This window comes from Leisingera methylohalidivorans DSM 14336, from assembly GCF_000511355.1.
GTDB classification, from domain to species: Bacteria; Pseudomonadota; Alphaproteobacteria; order Rhodobacterales; family Rhodobacteraceae; genus Leisingera; species Leisingera methylohalidivorans.
This window is the reverse complement of the sequence record NC_023135.1, coordinates 366,618-384,348: the sequence shown is the minus strand read 5'-3', so window position 1 is coordinate 384,348 and position 17,731 is coordinate 366,618. Positions and strand designations below refer to the sequence as shown.

The window sequence follows — 17,731 nt, the reverse complement described above, 5'->3', positions numbered from 1 at the left end:
CACGCGACGGGACGTTGCGCAAATGGCGCGGGCGCAATTTCCTGTGCATCAGGCAACAAAGGCACATGATTGCATGCGCACAGGCTCCGGGTTATATAAATTCAAACATCCGCCTGGTGGGCGGGCAGCTGCAGATCCTGGACTGGCAGAATACCATCCGGGCCAGAACAGCAGCATAGGCAAATACTGTCCGTGCTCCCGCCTCAGCTGGCAAAAGGGGCGCGCAAACTGAGGCGGACGATGGCGGAGCACAACAGCAGGCGCCCGGGGACGAGCGGCAATTCCGGCTGGCCTGGGTCCTGCGCCGCAGATCCGGCATTACGGCCATCCGCCGCCCGGCAACCTGATCAGGCAATCCAATGACGAACGCAATCATCAGCCAGACAGCGGCGGACACCGGCACGCGCGGGCCGAGGATCATGTTCTACAGCCACGACACTTTCGGGTTGGGGCATCTGCGTCGTTCACGTGCGCTTGCGGGAGCCCTCACGGCAGCAAACCCCGACACCTCGGCGCTGATCCTGACAGGTTCGCCGGTTGCGGGGCGGTTTTCTTTCCCGACCGGGGTCGATCATGTCCGCCTGCCGGGTGTGATCAAGCGTTCTGACGGCTCTTATGCCTCACGCACCATGGGCATGAGCATAGAAGAAACCGCCGAATTGCGTGCCGCCCTGATCCGCTCGACAGTGGAGCAATACGACCCCGATGTGCTGGTGGCCGACAAGGAACCCACCGGTTTTCGCGGTGAGCTGATGCCGGCACTGGACCTGCTGAAATCGCGGGGCCGCTGCAAGATGGTGCTGGGCCTGCGTGATGTGCTGGATGAACCCGAGGTTCTGGCCGCCGAATGGGAGCGCAAGCACGCGGTTGAGGCCACCCGGGATTTCTATGATGAGATTTGGGTCTACGGGCCGCGGTCCGTATACGACCCTACTGCGGGGCTGCCGTTCACACCGCAAATGCAGGCCCGGATGCACTGGACCGGCTACCTGCGCCGCGATCTTGGCCAGGTGGGGGAGCCGCCGGAACAGCCCTATCTGCTGGTCACCCCCGGCGGTGGCGGCGATGGCGAGATGATGGTGGACCTGGTGCTGTCGGCTTATGAAGCCGACCCGGGACTGTCTCCCCGCGCGGTGCTGGTCTATGGCCCCTTCCTGTCCGGCGAAACCCGCGAGGATTTCGAGGCGCGCGTTGCCCGGCTCGATGGCCGTGTCACCGCTGTCGGCTTTGAATCACAGATCGAAACCCTGTTTGCCGGCGCCCAGGGCGTTGTGTGCATGGGCGGCTACAACACCTTCTGCGAAGTTCTGTCCTTTGACAAACCCGCGGTGATCGTGCCCCGCACCACACCGCGGCTGGAGCAATGGATCCGCGCCAGCCGGGCCGAGGAAATCGGCCTTGCAACCATGCTGGATGAAACCCGCGACGGCTGGACCGCGACGGCGCTGGCCAAGGCGATCCGCGCGCTGGCCACCCAGCCGCCGCCCTCTGCCGCCGGATCAGAGGGGCTGCTGGACGGGCTGGACTACGTCACCCGCCGGGTCGCTGCGCTGCTTCAGGACACCCGGAAAGAGGCCGCTGAATGACCTCTGCCCGCCCGCCCCTTGCGGTGGTGGTCAAGGGCTGGCCGCGGCTGTCCGAAACCTTCATTGCACAGGAACTGGTTGCCCTCGAGGCCACCGGCCACGCGTTCGAGATCTGGTCTCTGCGCCACCCCACCGACATCAAGCGCCACCCGCTGCATGCGCGGCTGCAGGCACCGGTGAACTACCTTCCCGAGTACCTCTATGAAGAGCCGGAGCGGGTCTGGCGCGCGCGCGCCAAGGCTCAGCAACTGCCCGGCTATGCAGAGGCCTACCGCATCTGGCGCACCGATTTGCGCCGCGACCTGACACCCAACCGCATCCGCCGTTTTGGCCAAGCCTGTGTGCTGGCCGCGGAGATGCCGGACGCAGTGCTGGGGCTGTACGCGCACTTCCTGCACACGCCGTCCTCGGTTGCCCGCTATGCCGCCATCATGCGGGGACTGCCCTGGAGCTTTTCGGCTCACGCCAAGGACATCTGGACCTCGCCCGATTGGGAAATCAAAGAGAAGCTCTCCGCCGCCCATCACGGCGCGGCCTTTGGCGCCACTTGCACCGGTTTTGGCGCCAGGCACCTGCAGGACATGGCCGATACGCCGGACCGGGTTGATCTGGTCTATCACGGTCTCGACCTGGCGCGCTTCCCCGCACCGCCTGAGCGCCAGCCGCGCCAGCCGCAAGACCCGGTCCGCTTCATGTCCGTCGGCCGCCTGGTGGAAAAGAAAGGCTTTGACCGGCTGCTGGCCGCCCTGGCCCTGTTGCCCGCAGGCCTGGATTGGCACTGGACACACATCGGCGGCGGCGGTTTAGGCGATCTGCTGCAGGGCATTGCCGAGGATACAGGTATCGCCGACCGGATCACTTGGCGCGGCGCCTGCGACCAGCCCGAGGTGATCGAGGCGATGCGCCGCTCGGACCTGTTTGTGCTGCCCAGCCGGGTCGCCGCGGACGGCGACCGCGACGGCTTGCCCAATGTGCTGATGGAGGCCGCCTCGCAAGCCCTGCCGATCCTGTCGTCCCCGGTGTCTGCCATTCCCGAATTCATCACCCATGGAACCCATGGCCTGCTGAGCGCGGACACCCCCGAAGCTTTGGCGGAAACCCTTCTTTACGCCGTCCGGCATCCCCAAAGCCTGGCAGAAATGGCCCAGGCCGCACTGACCCGCCTGCGCACGGATTTCGGCATGGATCCCGGCATTGCCCAGCTTTCCCAACGGCTGAACGCGATGCTGCAGGGCAACTGACTGGACATGCAGCCGGGAGCCGGAAAGCGGGTTGCCTTCTATGCACCGATGAAGCCGCCGCATCACCCGGTGCCCTCTGGCGACCGCGAGATTGCCCGTAACCTGATAGGGCTGCTCACCGCCAGCGGTGCGGAGGTGCAGCTGGCTTCCGACCAGCGGATATATGACAAGCACGGCGATGCGGCGCTGCAGGCAAGCCTGCGCAATCAGGCCGAAGCCGAGGCTGAAAGGCTAATCCGCGGCCTGCCCGAAGCGGACCTCTGGGTCAGCTATCACAACTACTATAAAGCGCCCGATCTGATCGGCCCTGCCGTTGCCCGTGCCCGTGGCATTCCCTATGTGCAAATCGAATCCACCCGCGCCAAGAAGCGCCTGACCGGACCATGGGCCGGCTTTGCGGAAGCTGCCCACGCCGCTGCCGATGCTGCCGCGGCGATCTTCTACTTCACGGAACAGGACCATTTTGCATTGGACCGTGATCGCTGCGGCGGGCAGGCAGTGGCTCACCTGCCCCCCTTCCTGCCGCTATATCGGCTGCCCGAAGCCTCGCCGCTGGACGGCCCGATGCTGACGGCCGGGATGATGCGTCAGGGTGACAAGCTGGCCTCCTACCAAATCATCTCCGAAATGCTCTCTTATCTGCCCGGCGATTGGCGGCTGGACATTGCAGGCGACGGCCCTGCCCGCGGCGATGTCGAAACGCTGATGGCCCCTTATGGCGACAAAGTGCGCTTCCTCGGCCAGCTTTCCCGTGCGGAGCTGGCAGCCGCCTATGGCAACGCCGGCCTGTTCCTTTGGCCGGGCGTGAACGAAGCTTTCGGCATGGTCTACCTGGAAGCACAGGCCCACGGTCTGCCCATCGCAGCTCAGGACCGGCCTGGCGTGCGGGATGTGCTGCTGCCTGCGGGCTACCCCGCTCCGGAACAGGGGCCCGAAGCTCTCGCAGCCTTTACCGCAGGCCTGCTTGCAAACCCCGCACTGCGCGTCGAGGCTGGCAGGCATGCGCGCAACCTCATTTCGTCCCGCCACCTTGCCCCTGCCGCTGCCCGGCGGTTCTGGGCAACCGTTCTGCCGCTGATGGAGACCCGCGCATGATCCGCCTCGCCCTATTGCGTCACGGCCACACCGCCTGGAACCGCGCCGGCCGCATCCAGGGCCGCAGTGACATCCCGCTGGATGAACAAGCCCGCAAAGCGCTGCGCGGCTACGCCCTGCCCGCTGACTGGCTGCAGGCAGACCTCTGGTCCAGCCCGCTGCTGCGTGCGGCTGAAACCGCCGAACTGGTTGCGAGCCGCCTGCCCCGCACCGCGCCGGAACTTATTGAAATGAACTGGGGCGATTGGGAGGGTCTGCAAGGGCTGGACCTGAAGGCCGACCCAACCAGCGGCTTCCGCGATATCGAGGACTGGGGCTGGCACTACCGCCCGCCGGGAGGTGAAACCCCAGCTGAGGTCTGGACCCGTATCGAACCCTGGCTGCGCGGTCTGACGCAGGATACATTGGCGGTCTGCCACATCGGCATTATGCGGATGATCCTGGCACGCGCCCATGGCTGGGCTTTCAACGGCCCCGCCCCCTTCCGTATCAAGCGCAACCGGCTGTACGTGGTCGAACTTAGCGGAACGGCCCTCACGCCTCGGCCCGAGCCGGTCCGCCTTATCCGCAAGTCCGCGCCATGAAGGTCCTGATCGCCGTTACCCATCTGCTTGGCACCGGCCACCTGGCCCGCGCGCTGACACTCGCCCGAGCCTTCTCCGCTGCCGGGCATCAAGTTCAGGTGGCCTCCGGCGGTTTTCCTGCCCCCCAGCTCAACATCGATGGAATCGATCTCGTCCAATTGCCACCCTTGCGTTCCGACGGAGTCAATTTCACCCGGCTGCTGGCAGAAGACGGCTCTCTGGCGGATGAGGCCTATCTGTCTCGCCGCGAAAATGCCCTGTGCTCCGCGTTGCACGCGATGCAGCCCGATGTGCTGATCACCGAACTGTACCCCTTTGGCCGCCGTTCCCTGCGCAAGGAATTCCTGGCGCTGCTTGACGCCGCCCATGCAATGCCCCGGCGGCCAGTGATCCTTTCCTCTATCCGTGACATTCTCGCCCCGCCCTCCAAACCAGAGAAAGCGGTCAAAGCCGATGCCGTGATCGCCCGGTTCTATGACGCAGTACTGGTCCACTCCGACCCTGCGGCAACAAAGCTGGAGGCCAGCTGGCCGGTCTCCCGCATGCTGGCAGCCACGCTGCGCTACACCGGCTATGTTGCCCCGCCGGCTGCTGGCCTGCACCCGGAGAAGGCAGGCAGCGGCGAGGTTCTGGTCAGTGCTGGCGGCGGCAGCGTCGGAACACCGCTTTACCAGGCTGCGCTCAAGGCAGCAAAGCTGATGCCTGACACGCCTTGGCGGCTGCTGGTTGGCGGATCGGACGCTGGCCGGCGCATCGCAGAATTTGCCAAGGCAGGCTCCCCCGCTCTGCTGCAACCGGCGCGCAAAGATTTCCGCCAGATGCTCTCCCATGCAGCGGCCTCGGTCAGCATGTGCGGCTACAACACTGCGCTGGACCTGCTGCAGGCCGGCACGCCAGCGGTGCTGATCCCGTTTGATGCCGGGAATGAAGCCGAACAAGGCCTGCGCGCCGCCAGCCTTGCGCCCTTGAACGGTGTCCAGGTGCTCAAAACCGCGGAGCTTTCAGCCGAGACGCTATGCGCTGCGGTCAAAGCGGTATTGCACGCACCGCCGCGGGTAGCGGGCGGTTTCAGGTTTGACGGCGCCGCCCGGAGTGTGAAGATTGCCGCAGAACTGGCGGGAGGGCGCGAATGACACCGGATTGGAGCAGTCTGGACCGGGAACTGGAGCACTGGCAGACGGCAGGATTGACGCTGCCTTTGTGGTGGCGGGACGATGATGCGATGTCCCATTCCACCGAACTGGAGAGGTTGACAGCACTCTCTGCGCAGCTTGACCTGCCGGTGCATCTCGCCGTGATCCCGCAGGGCGTCACCCCGGACCTTGGCCGCTTTGTTGCAGATAATCCGCAATTGATCCCGGTGGTGCATGGCTGGGCGCATCAGAACCACGCGCCCGCCGGTGAAAAAAAGGCCGAGTTCGGTGCCCACCGCCCGCTGGAAGAACTGCTGGACGATGCCGAGCGCGGCCTCACCGCTCTGCAGGAAATGTTCGGCACCAGCTTGCGCCCGATGTTCGTGCCGCCCTGGAACCGGATCGCGCCGGAAATGATGACATGGCTGGCAGGTGCCGGTTTTACGGCAGTCTCCACCTTTACACCGCGCAAAAACGCCAAACCCGCCTCCGGCCTGTTGCGGGTGAACACGCATCTCGACCCGATCGACTGGAAAGGCGCCCGCAGCCTGGTGCCGCCGGACCAGCTGATTGCGCAGGTGGTGCGCCAATTGCGCGACCGCCGCCTTGGCGATGCCGACAACGCCGAACCTTACGGCCTGCTGACCCACCACCTGGTGCATGACGAGGCAGTCTGGGGTTTTACCGCCGCCCTTGCAGAGCGCCTGCTGGACGGTCCGGCAGAGGCCTGGATCTATGACGAAAGGATGTCCTGAATGAGCCGTCTGGATTCAATGCTTCGCCGCCTCACTGCCCAACGCGACGGGCTGAACTGGGCCGCAGGGCAGATCAGCCCGCTGCAAGGCGATGTGCTGGACATGGGCCTGGGCAACGGCCGTACCTATGATCACCTGCGTGAAACGCTGTCCAGCCGTCGGATACGGGTCATTGACCGGCTGCTGCAATGCCACCCTTCCTGCGTGCCGCCGGAACAGGATTTCCTGCAAGGCGAGGCAAAGCCAATGCTGGAACGGCTGGCGGCTGAGGGGCGCAGCATCGCCCTGGCGCATTATGATTTTGGCTTCGGCATCAAGGAAAAAGACGTCGCCGAGGCCGCAATCCTCTCCCCCGTCATTGCGCAGGTCATGGTTCCTGGCGGCATCATCGTCTCGGGCCAGCCACTGGTTGGATTCGAAGAGCTGGACGGCCCGGACGGCATCCCGCAAGGACGCTATATGTTCTACCGGGCCGGCTGATCCCGGTCCGCGGCTCGCCCGGCAGCACCAGCTTGGCATTGGCAAGGATCAATTCATCTGTCATCTGACCTCCACATCTTTCAAGCTATGGACGGCCGCGTTCAGGAGGCCAATGTGACGTTCACGCGATACGCGATCTATTACGCCCCGCCTGCCGGTGCAGCGTGGAGCCGGTTTGCAGCCAGCTGGCTGGGCTGGGACATGGAAGCGGGTCTGGTCCTGCCTCACCCGCAGGCTCACGGGCTGGATGTGGCAGCCATTACCGGCGTGCCGCGCAGATACGGGTTGCACGCTACCCTGAAGCCGCCGATGCGCCTCGCCGAGGGGCAGACCCAATCGGCGCTTGAAGATGCCTGTGCGGCGCTGGCCGCCTCGCAAACACCGATCACGCTGGACGGTCTGCAACTGGCGCGGCTCGGCCGTTTCCTGGCCCTGCGCCCAACCGGGGACGAGACCGCGCTGAAGGCGCTGGCCGCCGCCTGCGTCACAGAGCTTGACCCGTTCCGCGCGCCGGCGTCCGAAGCTGAGATCGCGCGCCGCCGCGGCGCGGGGCTGAACCCGGAGCAGGACGCAAACCTCAGCCGTTGGGGCTCGCCTTATGTCCTGGACCAGTTCCGCTTTCACATCACATTGACCGGCAAGCTGCCCAAGCCGCAGCTGCCTGCGGTGGAAGACGCGCTCAACACGTATCTGCTCCCGCTGCTGCCTGCGCCCTTTGCAATCGGGGATCTGGCGTTGATGGGCGAGGCACCTGACGGCCGGTTCCACCTGATCCAACGCTACGCGCTTTCCGGTTGAATGGCAGCCAGCCCGGCCTGCACCGCCGAGCTGATCGCACCGCTGTTGTCAATCTCCACAGCGGTTCCGGGATATTCCGTCGCGCAAGCTGCGAGGCGGCCGCATCTTGCGCCGGCTCCAGTGGCGTGCCGTGTCCTAGCAACGGCTGTTCCACCGCATCCAGCGCCTGCACCCGCGGCACCTTGCGCAGGAACTGCGCTGAAATGGCCCCGTGTCTCGCGGCGCAACGCCAGATACTAACGCGGCTCGGCGCTGGCGGCATCGACGCCGTCTGCCTTCACGCTGCGGGGCCCTGCAAGAGTTCCGACATCCGAGCCTGAAACGAGACTTCCACGCCGCCTCTCGTTGCATCCATAAACACCAGCCGCAGGCCAGTCATCAATACGGTTTCCGGAAATAGCCACCCGGCCCAGCCAATCAGCGGCGCCTTCCGGGACAGTGCCGCCCTCTGCCTGCTTGATGATGAACGCCTTCTGCACGTCTGTGAAATTCGATGCTTTCACGCGATTCCGCTACTCTCCCGATCAGGGACTCTTTTCAAAAAGATCTAACGGGGTTCGGGGACGTTTTCGGGGATCGCATAACTCCGTCACGCTCTCAGTCAACTCCACTTCGCCGCGGCATGCCAGCGACTGCAACCACCCATTTGAGCCCGCCGGGAAGGACACCGGTTTGCGGGGCAGATCCCCCGGCGCCGCGTCTGAGGCAGAGACGCGTTCGATGATATCATCACCTTGCAGAAACCCGGTGATATGGGGGCGCTTCTTTGCGCGGCTCCGCGGCCGGCGCTTCGGGCGCCTCGCCGTCTGCGGCCAATCGAAGCCCAGCAGCCGGTGGGTGTAGTCCATCCTTGCCCCCAGAACCTGGCCGCCCGGCGCGTTTTTGAAGGTTGCGGAAATCCGGCGGCCGCAGAACATCTTCCGGTTCACCGCCAGGCTCAGCTGTTCGCGTATTTGGGCAATGGAAATATCCTCCACACCCATATCGCCGCGTCGCGCTTCGGCAAGCCAGACGTGGGCGTTGTCGATCGCCCGCGCGCTGCTTTTTACTGCAGCGTACATCGTTCAGACCTCCGCACTGATTTGGCTGGAAGGGGCAGCGCAGCCACCCGCGCCCCGCAGGTCAGAAAAAATTCACTCCCGGCGGGTAAGGCGTCGCATTGTTTTGCTAGGCTTCGCTCTCCGTTTTCGGATCGCGCAAGGTCAGCAGCGGACTGCCAGCGGCAACCGAGATCCTTTCGGGCGGGGTGCCGCCGGTTATCTCTTCGATCCGGCCGGGCCATGCTATCGCATTCATCGCTGCGCAAAAAGCTTGGGCCAGGACCACAGGCAGATCGCTTAATCCGCTGGCATAGGCCGTGTTCCGAAGCGGCTAAGGGATCAGTCCTCCCAAGCACCATAGTGAAGAATTCAACATTGATTGCCGCCGCCTTGGCTCCGCGGATCTCCTCTCTCGCCTTGCGTCCGGCAGCCAGCGGTTCCAGCACTGCGGCTTGCAAGCCTGCCGCCGCGCCGGTCTTCAGCGACAGCGTACTGTGGAAACCTGCATCTCACCCAGACTGAAAGGTGCACCGGACCCGCCCATGCGGCCCCGCATCGTGACCCCGCCCGCCTCTGGCGCGCGCGGCCATTCACCAACCGGACCGGCCCCGCAATCCTGCCGCAATTCAGCAAGCCGAGCCTCCTCAGCAGGGGACAGCAAGCCCATCCAGCCCTTACGGTCCTCAGCAGAAGCTGCCGTGTTCATCTGGCTAAGCCTCTTAACCCGGCTGCGGACAGCAGGGGCTCAGCGTGCAAACCAAACGGCTTTACTGCTTGGCGTTGAACACAAACAATGTCTCGCCATTGATCTGATAGCCATTGATCAGTTCTTGTGCCTTGTCCGAAACCAGCCAATCCTCCAGCTGCATTGCCAGACTGTTCTTCACGTGACCATGCTTTTCCGGGTTCACAGGGATATAGGCGTATTGGTTGAACAGCACCGGATCGCCTGCAAACAGCAGCGCCAAGCCGCCCTTGTTGCCAAAGTTGAGCCAGCTCGCACGGTCGGACATGATATAACCGTCCATGCCCGACGCCGTATTAAGCGCAGCCCCCATCCCCGCACCAACCGCGCGGTACCAGTCGCCGAAACCCTCCGGATCGACGCCGGCCGAAGCCCACAGGCTCAGCTCTTTCTTATGAGTGCCGCTGTCATCTCCACGGCTGACAAAGGCAGCCTCTGCCCCGGCAATCTTCTGCAACGCGCTTGCTGCATCGGCGGCGCCGGACACGCCAGCCGCATCCGCTTTTGGGCCAATGAAGACAAAATCATTGTACATGATCTCGCGCCGGTGGGTGCCGTGACCGCCCGCCAGAAACTTCTCTTCTGCCTTTTTGGAATGCACCAGAACCGCATCCACATCACCCGCTTCGCCCAGCCGGATCGCCTGGCCGGTGCCAACCACCAGCAGCTGCACATCCAGGCCGAGGTCCTTCTTGATCTCCGGCAGCAGAATTTCTGCCAGCCCGGAATTGTGGAAGGAGGTGGTCACCGCCATCTTCATCTCTTCCGCCAGCCCGGCTGTAGCCAAAGCCATAGATGCAACGGCACCAATAATCAGACGTTTCATTCGACAATATCTCCGTTCAGAAATGCGCGCCCCTGGGGCGTTTGGGGTCCGGCAAAGAAATCCCCTGCCGGGCTGAATTCGTGAATGCGGCCATGCAGGACAAAGATCACCTCATCCGCCAGCCGCCGCGCCTGGCCCATGTTGTGGGTGGACATGATCAGCCGTGTGCCGCTGTCAGAGGCATGGGCCAGGATTTCCTCAATCTCCCGCATCGCGCGCCCGTCCAAGGCTGCACAAGGCTCGTCCAGGAACAACACTTCCGGCTCGCGCACCAAGGCGCGGGCAAGGGCCAGTTTCTGCCGCTCGCCGCCCGACAGCATGGTGGCCTGGCGCTGCAGGATCTTTCCCAGCCCCACGCGTTCGGCCCAATCCGCCGCGCGGGCACGCGCTTCCTTGCGGTCCACCCCCGTCAGCCTCAGTGGATAGGCGATGTTTTCGATCACCGTGCGCCGCATCATCACCGGGGTCTGGAACACAAAGGCCTGGTGCCTTTGCGCCTCCTCCAGCGGGCAGGCCCAGTCCAGGCTGCCGCCGTTCATCCGGATAATGCCATGCAGCATCTTCAAAAGCGTGGTCTTGCCCGCCCCGTTGGGGCCAATGACAATTGATGTGCCCTGCCCGCCCAGGGTCAGATCGACCGGGCCGACCAGAACCTTGCCGCGGCGGCGCACCTGCGCGCCTTGGGCCACCAGCGGAAACATCTGCATCACCACCGTCCCTCGCTCTCGGTCCGGCCCAGCCAATGGATCCCCAGGTTGACCGCAATTGCCAGCGCGATCAGCACAAAGCCCAGCCCCAGCGCCATGGCGAACTCGCCCTTGCCGGTCTCCAGCGCAATTGCCGTGGTCAGCACCCGGGTTGCATGGTCGATATTGCCGCCCACCACCATGATCGCGCCGACCTCGCCGATCGCCCGGCCAAACCCAGCCAGCGCCGCGGTCAGCAGCGCCCGCCGCCCGTCCCACAACAGCGCCTGAATGCGCTGCAACTGGGTCGCGTTCATCGAGATCAGCAGATCGTGGTAGTCACTCCACAGCTCGCGCAGCGACTGATGCGCAACCGAGGCCACCAAGGGAACAACAATGATCACCTGCGCGATGATCATCGCTGTGGGTGTGAACAGCAATCCGAACACCCCGAACGGCCCGGCCCGCGACAGGAACACATAGACCACCAGCCCTACCACCACCGGCGGCAGCCCCATCAGCGCGTTCAGCACAGCAATCGTGGCCCGGCGCAGCCGGAACCGCTTGACCGCCAGAAAGGCTGCCAGCGGCAACGCGATGGCACAGGCGATGACCAGCGCCGTCAGCGTCACCCGCAACGACCGCAGAGTGATCTCCACCAGATCCGCATCCAGCGTCACCAGCAGCCAAAAGGCCTGGCTCAATCCTGCCCACAGATCATTCATTGCGTCCGGTCACTCTCCCATGGGCCACATACGGCGCTGGTCTAACATGGCTTTGCGCGGCTCCAAATCACAGGAGAGGACACCGGGACAGCCAAAAACGGCAATCCGGCTGGAAAATTCTGCGCCCGATCCCCATCTGGGAAATAACGACGTCCGCAAGATGCCGTCTGTTAGCGCCAAATCACCGCTTTTGGCAGCAATTCCGCTCACGCGTGCTTGCGTGCGCGAAATGAACATGAAACAACCCCCGTCCAAAGTGTCCCCTTGGACGCAACTTTGAGGACTTGCCATGTTCGACCTGCAATCCATGCGGGATCAACTCGCCAGCCAGTATGATCTGGCGCCCAATCCTGCCCTTGCCGAAACGATGACGGATGTCTACGCGCGCATGGACCGCGTGGTGAATCCCATAGAATGGGCCACCCATGCGCCCTATGTCGCGGCTATTCTGGAGCTGAAAAAGCAGCGCAACGCGGTGATCCTGGCGCATAACTACATGACGCCCGAGATTTATCACGGTGTCTCGGATGTGGTTGGCGACAGCCTGCAGCTCGCGATCGAGGCGGCGAATGTCGAGGCCGACGTCATCGTCCAGTGCGGCGTGCATTTCATGGCTGAGACCTCCAAGATCCTCAGCCCGGACAAAACCGTGCTAATTCCCGACATGGAAGCCGGCTGCTCGCTGGCGGAATCAATCACCGCCGAGGGCATCGAGCAGATGCGCGCCAAATATCCGGGTGCGCCAGTGGTCTCTTACGTGAACACCACGGCCGAGGTGAAGGCAGCGTCAGACATCTGCTGCACCTCGTCGAACGCGGCTCAGATCGTAGCGGCGCAAGACAGCCACACGGTCATCATGACACCGGACCAGTATCTGGCCCAGAACGTTGCCAAGCAGGTGCCGCAAAAAAACGTGGTCTGGTGGGAAGGCTCCTGCATCGTACACGAGCGGTACACCGCGCAGGATCTTCGCGATTTCCGCGAATGGAACCCCGGCACCCGGCTGATTGCGCACCCGGAATGCCCGCCCGATGTGGTGAACGAGGCCGATTTCTCAGGCTCAACCAGCGGCATTCTTAAATATGTGACCGACGAGAAGCCCGAAAAGGCGATGCTGATCACCGAATGTTCGATGGCTTCGAACATCGCAGACCAGCTGCCCGAGGTCGAGTTTGTCGGCCCCTGCAACATGTGCCCCTACATGAAGAAGATCACGCTGGAGAAAATCCTGTGGTCGCTGCACACGATGACCGAACCGGTCGTGGTGGACTTGGACGTGGCCGAAAAGGCCCGGGTGGCTGTTCAGCGGATGATCGATCTCAGCCAGAAGCTGGGCGTCTGATCTGTGATCGAAACCGGCCGCATTGTCATTGCCGGCGCAGGCCTTGGTGCGCTCTACGCCGCGCTTGAGCTGGCACCGCGGCCGGTTCTGGTGATTTCGCCGGAAACTTTGGGGGAAGGCGCAAGCTCGACCTGGGCGCAGGGCGGCGTTGCGGCAGCCATGGCCAATCACGACACGCCCGAGGCCCACGCAGCCGACACCCTGCAGGCCGGGGCCGGCACGGTCGACGCTGAGGTCGCCGCGATGGTCACCCGGGTCGCGCGCGCGCACATCGTCGGCCTGACCGACCTCGGCACACCGTTTGACCGCGATCCGGACGGCAACTATGTGATGAGCCGCGAAGCCGCCCATTCCGCCGCCCGCGTGGTGCGCGTAAAGGGCGATCAGGCCGGCAGCAAGATCATGCAGACATTGATTTCTGCCGTGCGCGCAGCACCCTCCGTACAGGTGCTGGAAAACACCCAGGCAGTGCGGCTTGAAACCGAAGGCAGCACCGTCACCGGTATCTGGATCACCCGCGCCGATGCGCCTTCTGCCCCGGTGCTGATCAAATGCCCCGGCGTGCTGCTGGCCGGCGGCGGCTCCGGCGGGCTTTATGCCCATACCACCAATCCGCCGCGCATCCGCGGCCAGGTGATCGGCTTTGCCGCCCGCGCAGGCGCCCGCATCGCCGATCCGGAATTTGTGCAGTTCCACCCCACTGCCTTTGATATTGGCGTGGATCCTGCCCCGCTGGCAACCGAGGCGCTGCGCGGCGAAGGCGCAGTACTGATCAACGCGCACGGGGAACGCTTCATGCTGGCAGAGCACCCGGACGCCGAGCTTGCGCCCCGCGACATTGTTGCCCGCGCAATCTTTGCCGAATCGCAAAGCGGCCGCCGCCCGATGCTTGACACCCGCGATGCGCTTGGCGCCGGGGTTCTGACCCGCTACCCCACGGTCGCGGAAACCTGCGTCCGTGCAGGCATCGACCCGGTGCAGGACCCCATACCCGTCGCTGTTGCCGCGCATTACCACATGGGCGGGGTCGAGGCCGATTTGCAGGGCCGCAGCAGCCTGCAGAACCTCTGGGTCTGCGGAGAAGCCTCCTCCACCGGCCTGCATGGCGCCAACCGGCTGGCCTCCAACGGCCTGCTGGAAGCGCTAGTTTACGCCCGCAACGCAGCTCAGGACATCGCGTCGCTGGATCCTCCTGCAAACGCGGATGCGATCCATCCCAGCTTCCCGCCGGGCGGGCAGGATCTGGACGCTGCAGCAGTCAAAAACCTGCGGCAGGCCATGACTGCTCATGCCGGGGTGCGCCGCACCGCCCACGGCCTGAAACAAGCACTGGCAGCCATTGCGCGGCTCGAAGCCGAGCAGGCCGCGGACGAGAACTTCACCAATATGTGCGCCACCGCCACGCTGATCACTGCCGCTGCGCTTCAGCGCGAGGAAAGCCGCGGCGGCCATTTCCGGGACGATTTCCCCACGGCCGACCCCGCGCAGGCCCATCGCACCCGCATCACCCTGGACGAGGCCATGGCGATCCGTGCCAAGGCCGTGAAGGAGCTGACATGAGCACTCAATTCGCCACCCTGCCCGACCTGATCCTGGAACCGATGGTGCGTGCCGCGCTGATGGAGGACCTGGGCCAGAACGGTGACATCACCACCCGCGCGGTGATCCCGGCCTCCGCCACTTACTCCGCCCGGCTGAACGCCCGCGAGGACGGCGTGGTTTCCGGGATGCAAATCGCCCGCATCGCCTTTCACCTGGTGGATGCCGGGCTGAAGGTGGAAACGCGCCTGCCGGACGGCAGCCCATGCCGGAAGGGCGACACGCTGATGACCATCGAAGGCTCCGCCGCCTCGATCCTCTCGGGTGAGCGCGTGGCGCTGAACTTTGCAGGCCGGCTGACTGGCATTGCCACGCTGACAGCGGCCTTTGCTACGGAGACCAAGGGCACCGCCACCCGCATCACCTGCACCCGCAAGACCACGCCAGGCCTGCGCATTGCCGAGAAGCAGGCTGTACTGCATGGCGGCGGCTACAGCCACCGTTTCGGTCTGTCGGATGCCATCCTGATCAAGGACAACCATATCGCCGCGGCAGGCGGGGTACGCGCCGTTCTGGAGGCCGCCAAATCCAGCGTCAGCCACATGATGAAGGTGGAAATCGAGGTCGACACCCTGGACCAGCTGACCGAAGTCATTGCTACCGGCGGCGCCGATGTGGTGCTTTTGGACAACATGGACACCCCAACTTTGGTCAAGGCCGTGGAGATCGCCAAGGGCTATGTGGTGACCGAGGCCTCCGGCAACATGCGCCTGGACCGCATTGCCGAGGTGGCCGCCACGGGGGTCGATTACATCTCCTCCGGTGCCCTGACACATTCGGCGCGCACCCTGGATCTGGGCCTCGACTTCTAAGACAGCTCCGAACCGCCGTATCATACCGCCGGGCCAATGCCCGGCGTTAGCCGTCAGCCTGGCGGTTTTTCCGGGCGGCCTCCAGCTTGCCTTCCCGCAGCGCTTCGGGCGACAGCATCAGAACCGATCCGCCATCGATATGGCGCACCTCATAAACCCGGCTCTCCAGCAGGCCGCCGCGCAACTCCTCCGGCAGTCCGGCACAGTCTTCAGGCCGCCTTTCGCATATCACGATGTCCCGCCCTGTCAGATAATTCAGCCGGAATTCGACGGACCGTTCCTCTTGCAGGTCCGACTTGCTGGCCGCTTCCAGGGACAGATAAGTGCCGGTGACATAAACCGGCCCTTCCCGGCCAGCCAGCTCCGCCGCCATATGCCGGCTCAGGCGGTTCCATTCGGTAGAGAAATAGTGCGTCAGCCCGGCAAAGATCACATACAGGGCCGTGACGGAGAACAGCAGATTGCGGCTCAGCCGGGCCCGCCCGCCATCACGCAGCTGAAGGGCGAACAACCCGATAAAGACTGCGCCGAACGCCCACAGAAATCCGCCGGACCGCACCGGCATGTCAATACCGCTGCGAATGACCTGCAGGCAAAGCAGCGTCAGCCCCAGCCCGGCCCCGGACAGCATGTACAGCGCCCGCCATTTGTCCCGGCGCAGCACGGCCCATACGGCACAGCCAAGCAGCGCGGCCTGCAAAAGCGCCAGCCAGGTGATGCTGTAACCGCCCTTCAGCACCAGGTTCTCCAGGAAACCCGCCGCCAGTTTGGAATTGGTCAACACCGAGGCCAGGTCCGTTGCCGGGCTGGGGTTGCGCCAGTCTGCCATCGGCACCCCGAACACCCCGTGCTCGGCATAGTTCAGCGAATATATCGCCAGCATCCCCAGCGCAAAACTGGCAATGAACAGCGCCAGCAAGCCCGCCAGATCCTTTGCTGAACGTGCGGCATCAGCGCGGGTCAGGCTCATCGCGAGGATCAGAAACGGATAGGTCGTATATGACATCAGCGCCGCCGGAACAAAGACCAGCATCAGCCAGCGGCACGCCCGCTCGCTCAACCGGGTGGCAAGCCAGCCATAGAGCGCCAGAACGGCCAGCCCCGGAATCAATGTGTTGAACCACATTGAGATCAGCACCCAAGGCAGGCTGAGACCGGCAATCAGTGCCACCATCACCCTTTGCCAAACCTCCGCCTCGCGGTCAAAGGCGTTGTGAACCAGGCAGCCCAGGTAGATGGACCACAGCAACTGGTAGACCAGGAAGTTCAGCCAGGCCGGCGTCACCACGCCGCGCAGATGCCACAGGTAGTTGACCCAGCGCCCTTCGGTCAGGGTTTTGGAGTAAAACAGCGCAGGATCTGCCAGCAGCGCCGGGTAATCGTCATGGCGGATCATCGGGTCCGGCAGCTGAAACAACGCGCTCAGCAGCAGAATAGCGAAGATTGCAGCCACTGTGACCGCAAGCTGCGGCAAGCTGCGCCACTGTGAAACGGTGCTGATGGCAGAGGCAAAGGTCATCCCGAAACCTTTTGCAAGCGCCGGGCGCGGCGGACCAAAACAGCTGCACGACCCTGCGCGATCCTGGTCACCATCGGCTGCGGCATCAGCGAAACAATCCCGCGCCGCATCCGCCAGCCAAGGCTTCCCGCCAGCGGCACTTTCTGACCTGCGGGAATTTCAGCGTCCAGCACTGCCTCCGGCAGGCCATGGCGCCCGGCTTCATTGGCATAAAGCACGGTGTTATAGCGGTACCAGGGTTCAATACCGTCCATGTCCTTCAGACGGGGGCGGGCAAAATCAAAGGCGGCAAAGCCGCGCGCCGCAAACAACTCTTGCCAGAAGGACAGCGGCTTTTCGTTGACATGGAATTCACCCCCTTGCCCCGGAACGGCAGCCGAGAACAGCACCCGGTCGGCATGACGAACCAGGCTGTCCACCAATTTCTCCGAGGCTGTCTCGGGCAGGTGCTCCCCGACTTCAAGGCTTTGCGCCAGATCGAACTTTCGGCCCAGATCAAAGGCCCGGGTCAGATCTGCAGCATGGAACTGCTCCCTCGGGATCGCCAGCCGGTCGCGATCAACATAGTCACCATCAACCCCCGCCACGTCCTGAACCCCGGCTTTGATCCATTCGCTTAGCCAAACACCGCGGCCGCTGCCCAGGTCCAGCACGCTGCCCGCTTGCAGATGCGGCTGCACCACTGAAATCATTGCCTGCGCCGAAGTCCGCGCACCTTGGTCGATATAGTCATAAAACTCGTTGGAATAGATATGAGACATGATT

General features: G+C 64.0%; 20 protein-coding genes. 11 read left to right on the top strand and 9 right to left on the bottom strand.

The window, feature by feature from the left end:
* The first annotated feature begins 359 nt into the window (after nucleotides 1-359).
* The 8 genes from METH_RS01985 (at nucleotide 360) to METH_RS01950 (ending at nucleotide 7,672) form a co-directional block, all read left to right on the top strand.
* Entirely contained in the window at nucleotides 360-1,586 is a 1,227-nt protein-coding gene (locus METH_RS01985) for a glycosyltransferase family protein (protein ID WP_245602946.1), read from the top strand.
* A complete protein-coding gene (locus METH_RS01980) occupies nucleotides 1,583-2,827 on the top strand; it encodes a glycosyltransferase (RefSeq protein WP_024088723.1) in 1,245 nt (414 codons plus the stop codon). Before METH_RS01985 ends, METH_RS01980 begins: the two co-directional genes overlap by 4 nt.
* A gap of 6 nt (nucleotides 2,828-2,833) precedes the next feature.
* Entirely contained in the window at nucleotides 2,834-3,922 is a 1,089-nt protein-coding gene (locus METH_RS01975; protein ID WP_024088722.1) for a glycosyltransferase family 4 protein, read from the top strand.
* Nucleotides 3,919-4,506, top strand: a complete 588-nt coding sequence (locus METH_RS01970) for a histidine phosphatase family protein (protein WP_024088721.1) — start codon at nucleotides 3,919-3,921, stop codon at nucleotides 4,504-4,506. Before METH_RS01975 ends, METH_RS01970 begins: the two co-directional genes overlap by 4 nt.
* Nucleotides 4,503-5,639 carry a glycosyltransferase family protein gene (locus tag METH_RS01965; protein WP_024088720.1) on the top strand — a complete coding sequence of 379 codons (1,137 nt, stop codon included), beginning with the start codon at nucleotides 4,503-4,505 and terminating at the stop codon, nucleotides 5,637-5,639. The genes METH_RS01970 and METH_RS01965 overlap by 4 nt, the downstream gene beginning before the upstream one ends.
* Nucleotides 5,636-6,394, top strand: a complete 759-nt coding sequence (locus METH_RS01960) for a polysaccharide deacetylase family protein (protein ID WP_024088719.1) — start codon at nucleotides 5,636-5,638, stop codon at nucleotides 6,392-6,394. The genes METH_RS01965 and METH_RS01960 overlap by 4 nt, the downstream gene beginning before the upstream one ends.
* Nucleotides 6,395-6,874, top strand: a complete 480-nt coding sequence (locus tag METH_RS01955; RefSeq protein WP_024088718.1) for a class I SAM-dependent methyltransferase — start codon at nucleotides 6,395-6,397, stop codon at nucleotides 6,872-6,874.
* A 114-nt stretch (nucleotides 6,875-6,988) separates the two neighbouring features.
* Nucleotides 6,989-7,672 (top strand): DUF1045 domain-containing protein, encoded by a 684-nt coding sequence (locus METH_RS01950; RefSeq protein WP_024088717.1) that lies wholly within the window; start codon nucleotides 6,989-6,991, stop codon nucleotides 7,670-7,672.
* A gap of 236 nt (nucleotides 7,673-7,908) precedes the next feature.
* Here METH_RS01950 and METH_RS25335 read toward each other — a convergent pair whose 3' ends face one another.
* From METH_RS25335 to METH_RS01920, 7 genes are all read right to left on the bottom strand, one after another.
* The gene (locus METH_RS25335; RefSeq protein ID WP_024088716.1) at nucleotides 7,909-8,175 is read right to left on the bottom strand and encodes a hypothetical protein; all 267 of its coding nucleotides are present in this window, start codon (nucleotides 8,173-8,175) and stop codon (nucleotides 7,909-7,911) included.
* Between the two features lie 21 nt (nucleotides 8,176-8,196).
* Nucleotides 8,197-8,733, bottom strand: coding sequence for a carbon-phosphorus lyase complex subunit PhnI (locus METH_RS01940; protein ID WP_024088715.1), 537 nt, complete (start codon nucleotides 8,731-8,733; stop codon nucleotides 8,197-8,199).
* A gap of 106 nt (nucleotides 8,734-8,839) precedes the next feature.
* A complete protein-coding gene (locus METH_RS24600) occupies nucleotides 8,840-8,998 on the bottom strand; it encodes a phosphonate C-P lyase system protein PhnH (RefSeq protein WP_024088714.1) in 159 nt (52 codons plus the stop codon).
* 192 nt (nucleotides 8,999-9,190) lie between these two features.
* On the bottom strand, nucleotides 9,191-9,379 hold the full coding sequence (locus tag METH_RS25225; protein ID WP_342667095.1) for a phosphonate C-P lyase system protein PhnG: 189 nt from the start codon (nucleotides 9,377-9,379) through the stop codon (nucleotides 9,191-9,193).
* A 100-nt stretch (nucleotides 9,380-9,479) separates the two neighbouring features.
* The gene (locus METH_RS01930; protein ID WP_024088713.1) at nucleotides 9,480-10,283 is read right to left on the bottom strand and encodes an ABC transporter substrate-binding protein; all 804 of its coding nucleotides are present in this window, start codon (nucleotides 10,281-10,283) and stop codon (nucleotides 9,480-9,482) included.
* Nucleotides 10,280-10,990 (bottom strand): ATP-binding cassette domain-containing protein, encoded by a 711-nt coding sequence (locus METH_RS01925; protein WP_044008304.1) that lies wholly within the window; start codon nucleotides 10,988-10,990, stop codon nucleotides 10,280-10,282. Before METH_RS01925 ends, METH_RS01930 begins: the two co-directional genes overlap by 4 nt.
* Nucleotides 10,990-11,694 (bottom strand): ABC transporter permease, encoded by a 705-nt coding sequence (locus METH_RS01920; RefSeq protein WP_024088711.1) that lies wholly within the window; start codon nucleotides 11,692-11,694, stop codon nucleotides 10,990-10,992. The genes METH_RS01925 and METH_RS01920 overlap by 1 nt, the downstream gene beginning before the upstream one ends.
* Nucleotides 11,695-11,983: 289 nt before the next feature.
* On the opposite strand from METH_RS01920, the gene nadA reads away from it, so the two are divergent.
* From nadA to nadC, 3 genes are read left to right on the top strand one after another with little or no spacing between them, the layout of a single operon-like run.
* Nucleotides 11,984-13,036, top strand: a complete 1,053-nt coding sequence (nadA, locus tag METH_RS01915) for a quinolinate synthase NadA (protein WP_024088710.1) — start codon at nucleotides 11,984-11,986, stop codon at nucleotides 13,034-13,036.
* Nucleotides 13,037-13,039: 3 nt separating this feature from the next.
* Nucleotides 13,040-14,596, top strand: coding sequence for an L-aspartate oxidase (locus tag METH_RS01910; protein ID WP_024088709.1), 1,557 nt, complete (start codon nucleotides 13,040-13,042; stop codon nucleotides 14,594-14,596).
* Nucleotides 14,593-15,447: a carboxylating nicotinate-nucleotide diphosphorylase gene (gene nadC / locus METH_RS01905; RefSeq protein ID WP_024088708.1), complete on the top strand. Its 855-nt coding sequence runs from the start codon at nucleotides 14,593-14,595 to the stop codon at nucleotides 15,445-15,447. The genes METH_RS01910 and nadC overlap by 4 nt, the downstream gene beginning before the upstream one ends.
* A gap of 46 nt (nucleotides 15,448-15,493) precedes the next feature.
* On the opposite strand, the gene METH_RS01900 is transcribed toward nadC, so the two are convergent.
* A complete protein-coding gene (locus METH_RS01900; RefSeq protein ID WP_024088707.1) occupies nucleotides 15,494-16,966 on the bottom strand; it encodes a hypothetical protein in 1,473 nt (490 codons plus the stop codon).
* Nucleotides 16,963-17,727: a methyltransferase domain-containing protein gene (locus METH_RS01895; RefSeq protein WP_024088706.1), complete on the bottom strand. Its 765-nt coding sequence runs from the start codon at nucleotides 17,725-17,727 to the stop codon at nucleotides 16,963-16,965. The genes METH_RS01900 and METH_RS01895 overlap by 4 nt, the downstream gene beginning before the upstream one ends.
* Nucleotides 17,728-17,731: the final 4 nt, after the last annotated feature.

Coding starts and splice junctions, on each gene's coding strand:
- METH_RS01970 (WP_024088721.1), top strand. CDS start 3,919: ATGATCCGCCTCGCCCTATTGCGTCACGGCCACACCGCCTGGAACCGC.
- METH_RS01975 (WP_024088722.1), top strand. CDS start 2,834: ATGCAGCCGGGAGCCGGAAAGCGGGTTGCCTTCTATGCACCGATGAAG.
- METH_RS01960 (WP_024088719.1), top strand. CDS start 5,636: ATGACACCGGATTGGAGCAGTCTGGACCGGGAACTGGAGCACTGGCAG.
- METH_RS01940 (WP_024088715.1), bottom strand. CDS start 8,733: ATGTACGCTGCAGTAAAAAGCAGCGCGCGGGCGATCGACAACGCCCAC.
- METH_RS01985 (WP_245602946.1), top strand. CDS start 360: ATGACGAACGCAATCATCAGCCAGACAGCGGCGGACACCGGCACGCGC.
- nadC (WP_024088708.1), top strand. CDS start 14,593: ATGAGCACTCAATTCGCCACCCTGCCCGACCTGATCCTGGAACCGATG.
- METH_RS25225 (WP_342667095.1), bottom strand. CDS start 9,379: ATGGGCTTGCTGTCCCCTGCTGAGGAGGCTCGGCTTGCTGAATTGCGG.
- METH_RS01980 (WP_024088723.1), top strand. CDS start 1,583: ATGACCTCTGCCCGCCCGCCCCTTGCGGTGGTGGTCAAGGGCTGGCCG.
- METH_RS01955 (WP_024088718.1), top strand. CDS start 6,395: ATGAGCCGTCTGGATTCAATGCTTCGCCGCCTCACTGCCCAACGCGAC.
- METH_RS01920 (WP_024088711.1), bottom strand. CDS start 11,694: ATGAATGATCTGTGGGCAGGATTGAGCCAGGCCTTTTGGCTGCTGGTG.
- METH_RS01930 (WP_024088713.1), bottom strand. CDS start 10,283: ATGAAACGTCTGATTATTGGTGCCGTTGCATCTATGGCTTTGGCTACA.
- nadA (WP_024088710.1), top strand. CDS start 11,984: ATGTTCGACCTGCAATCCATGCGGGATCAACTCGCCAGCCAGTATGAT.
- METH_RS01895 (WP_024088706.1), bottom strand. CDS start 17,727: ATGTCTCATATCTATTCCAACGAGTTTTATGACTATATCGACCAAGGT.
- METH_RS01925 (WP_044008304.1), bottom strand. CDS start 10,990: ATGCAGATGTTTCCGCTGGTGGCCCAAGGCGCGCAGGTGCGCCGCCGC.
- METH_RS01900 (WP_024088707.1), bottom strand. CDS start 16,966: ATGACCTTTGCCTCTGCCATCAGCACCGTTTCACAGTGGCGCAGCTTG.
- METH_RS01965 (WP_024088720.1), top strand. CDS start 4,503: ATGAAGGTCCTGATCGCCGTTACCCATCTGCTTGGCACCGGCCACCTG.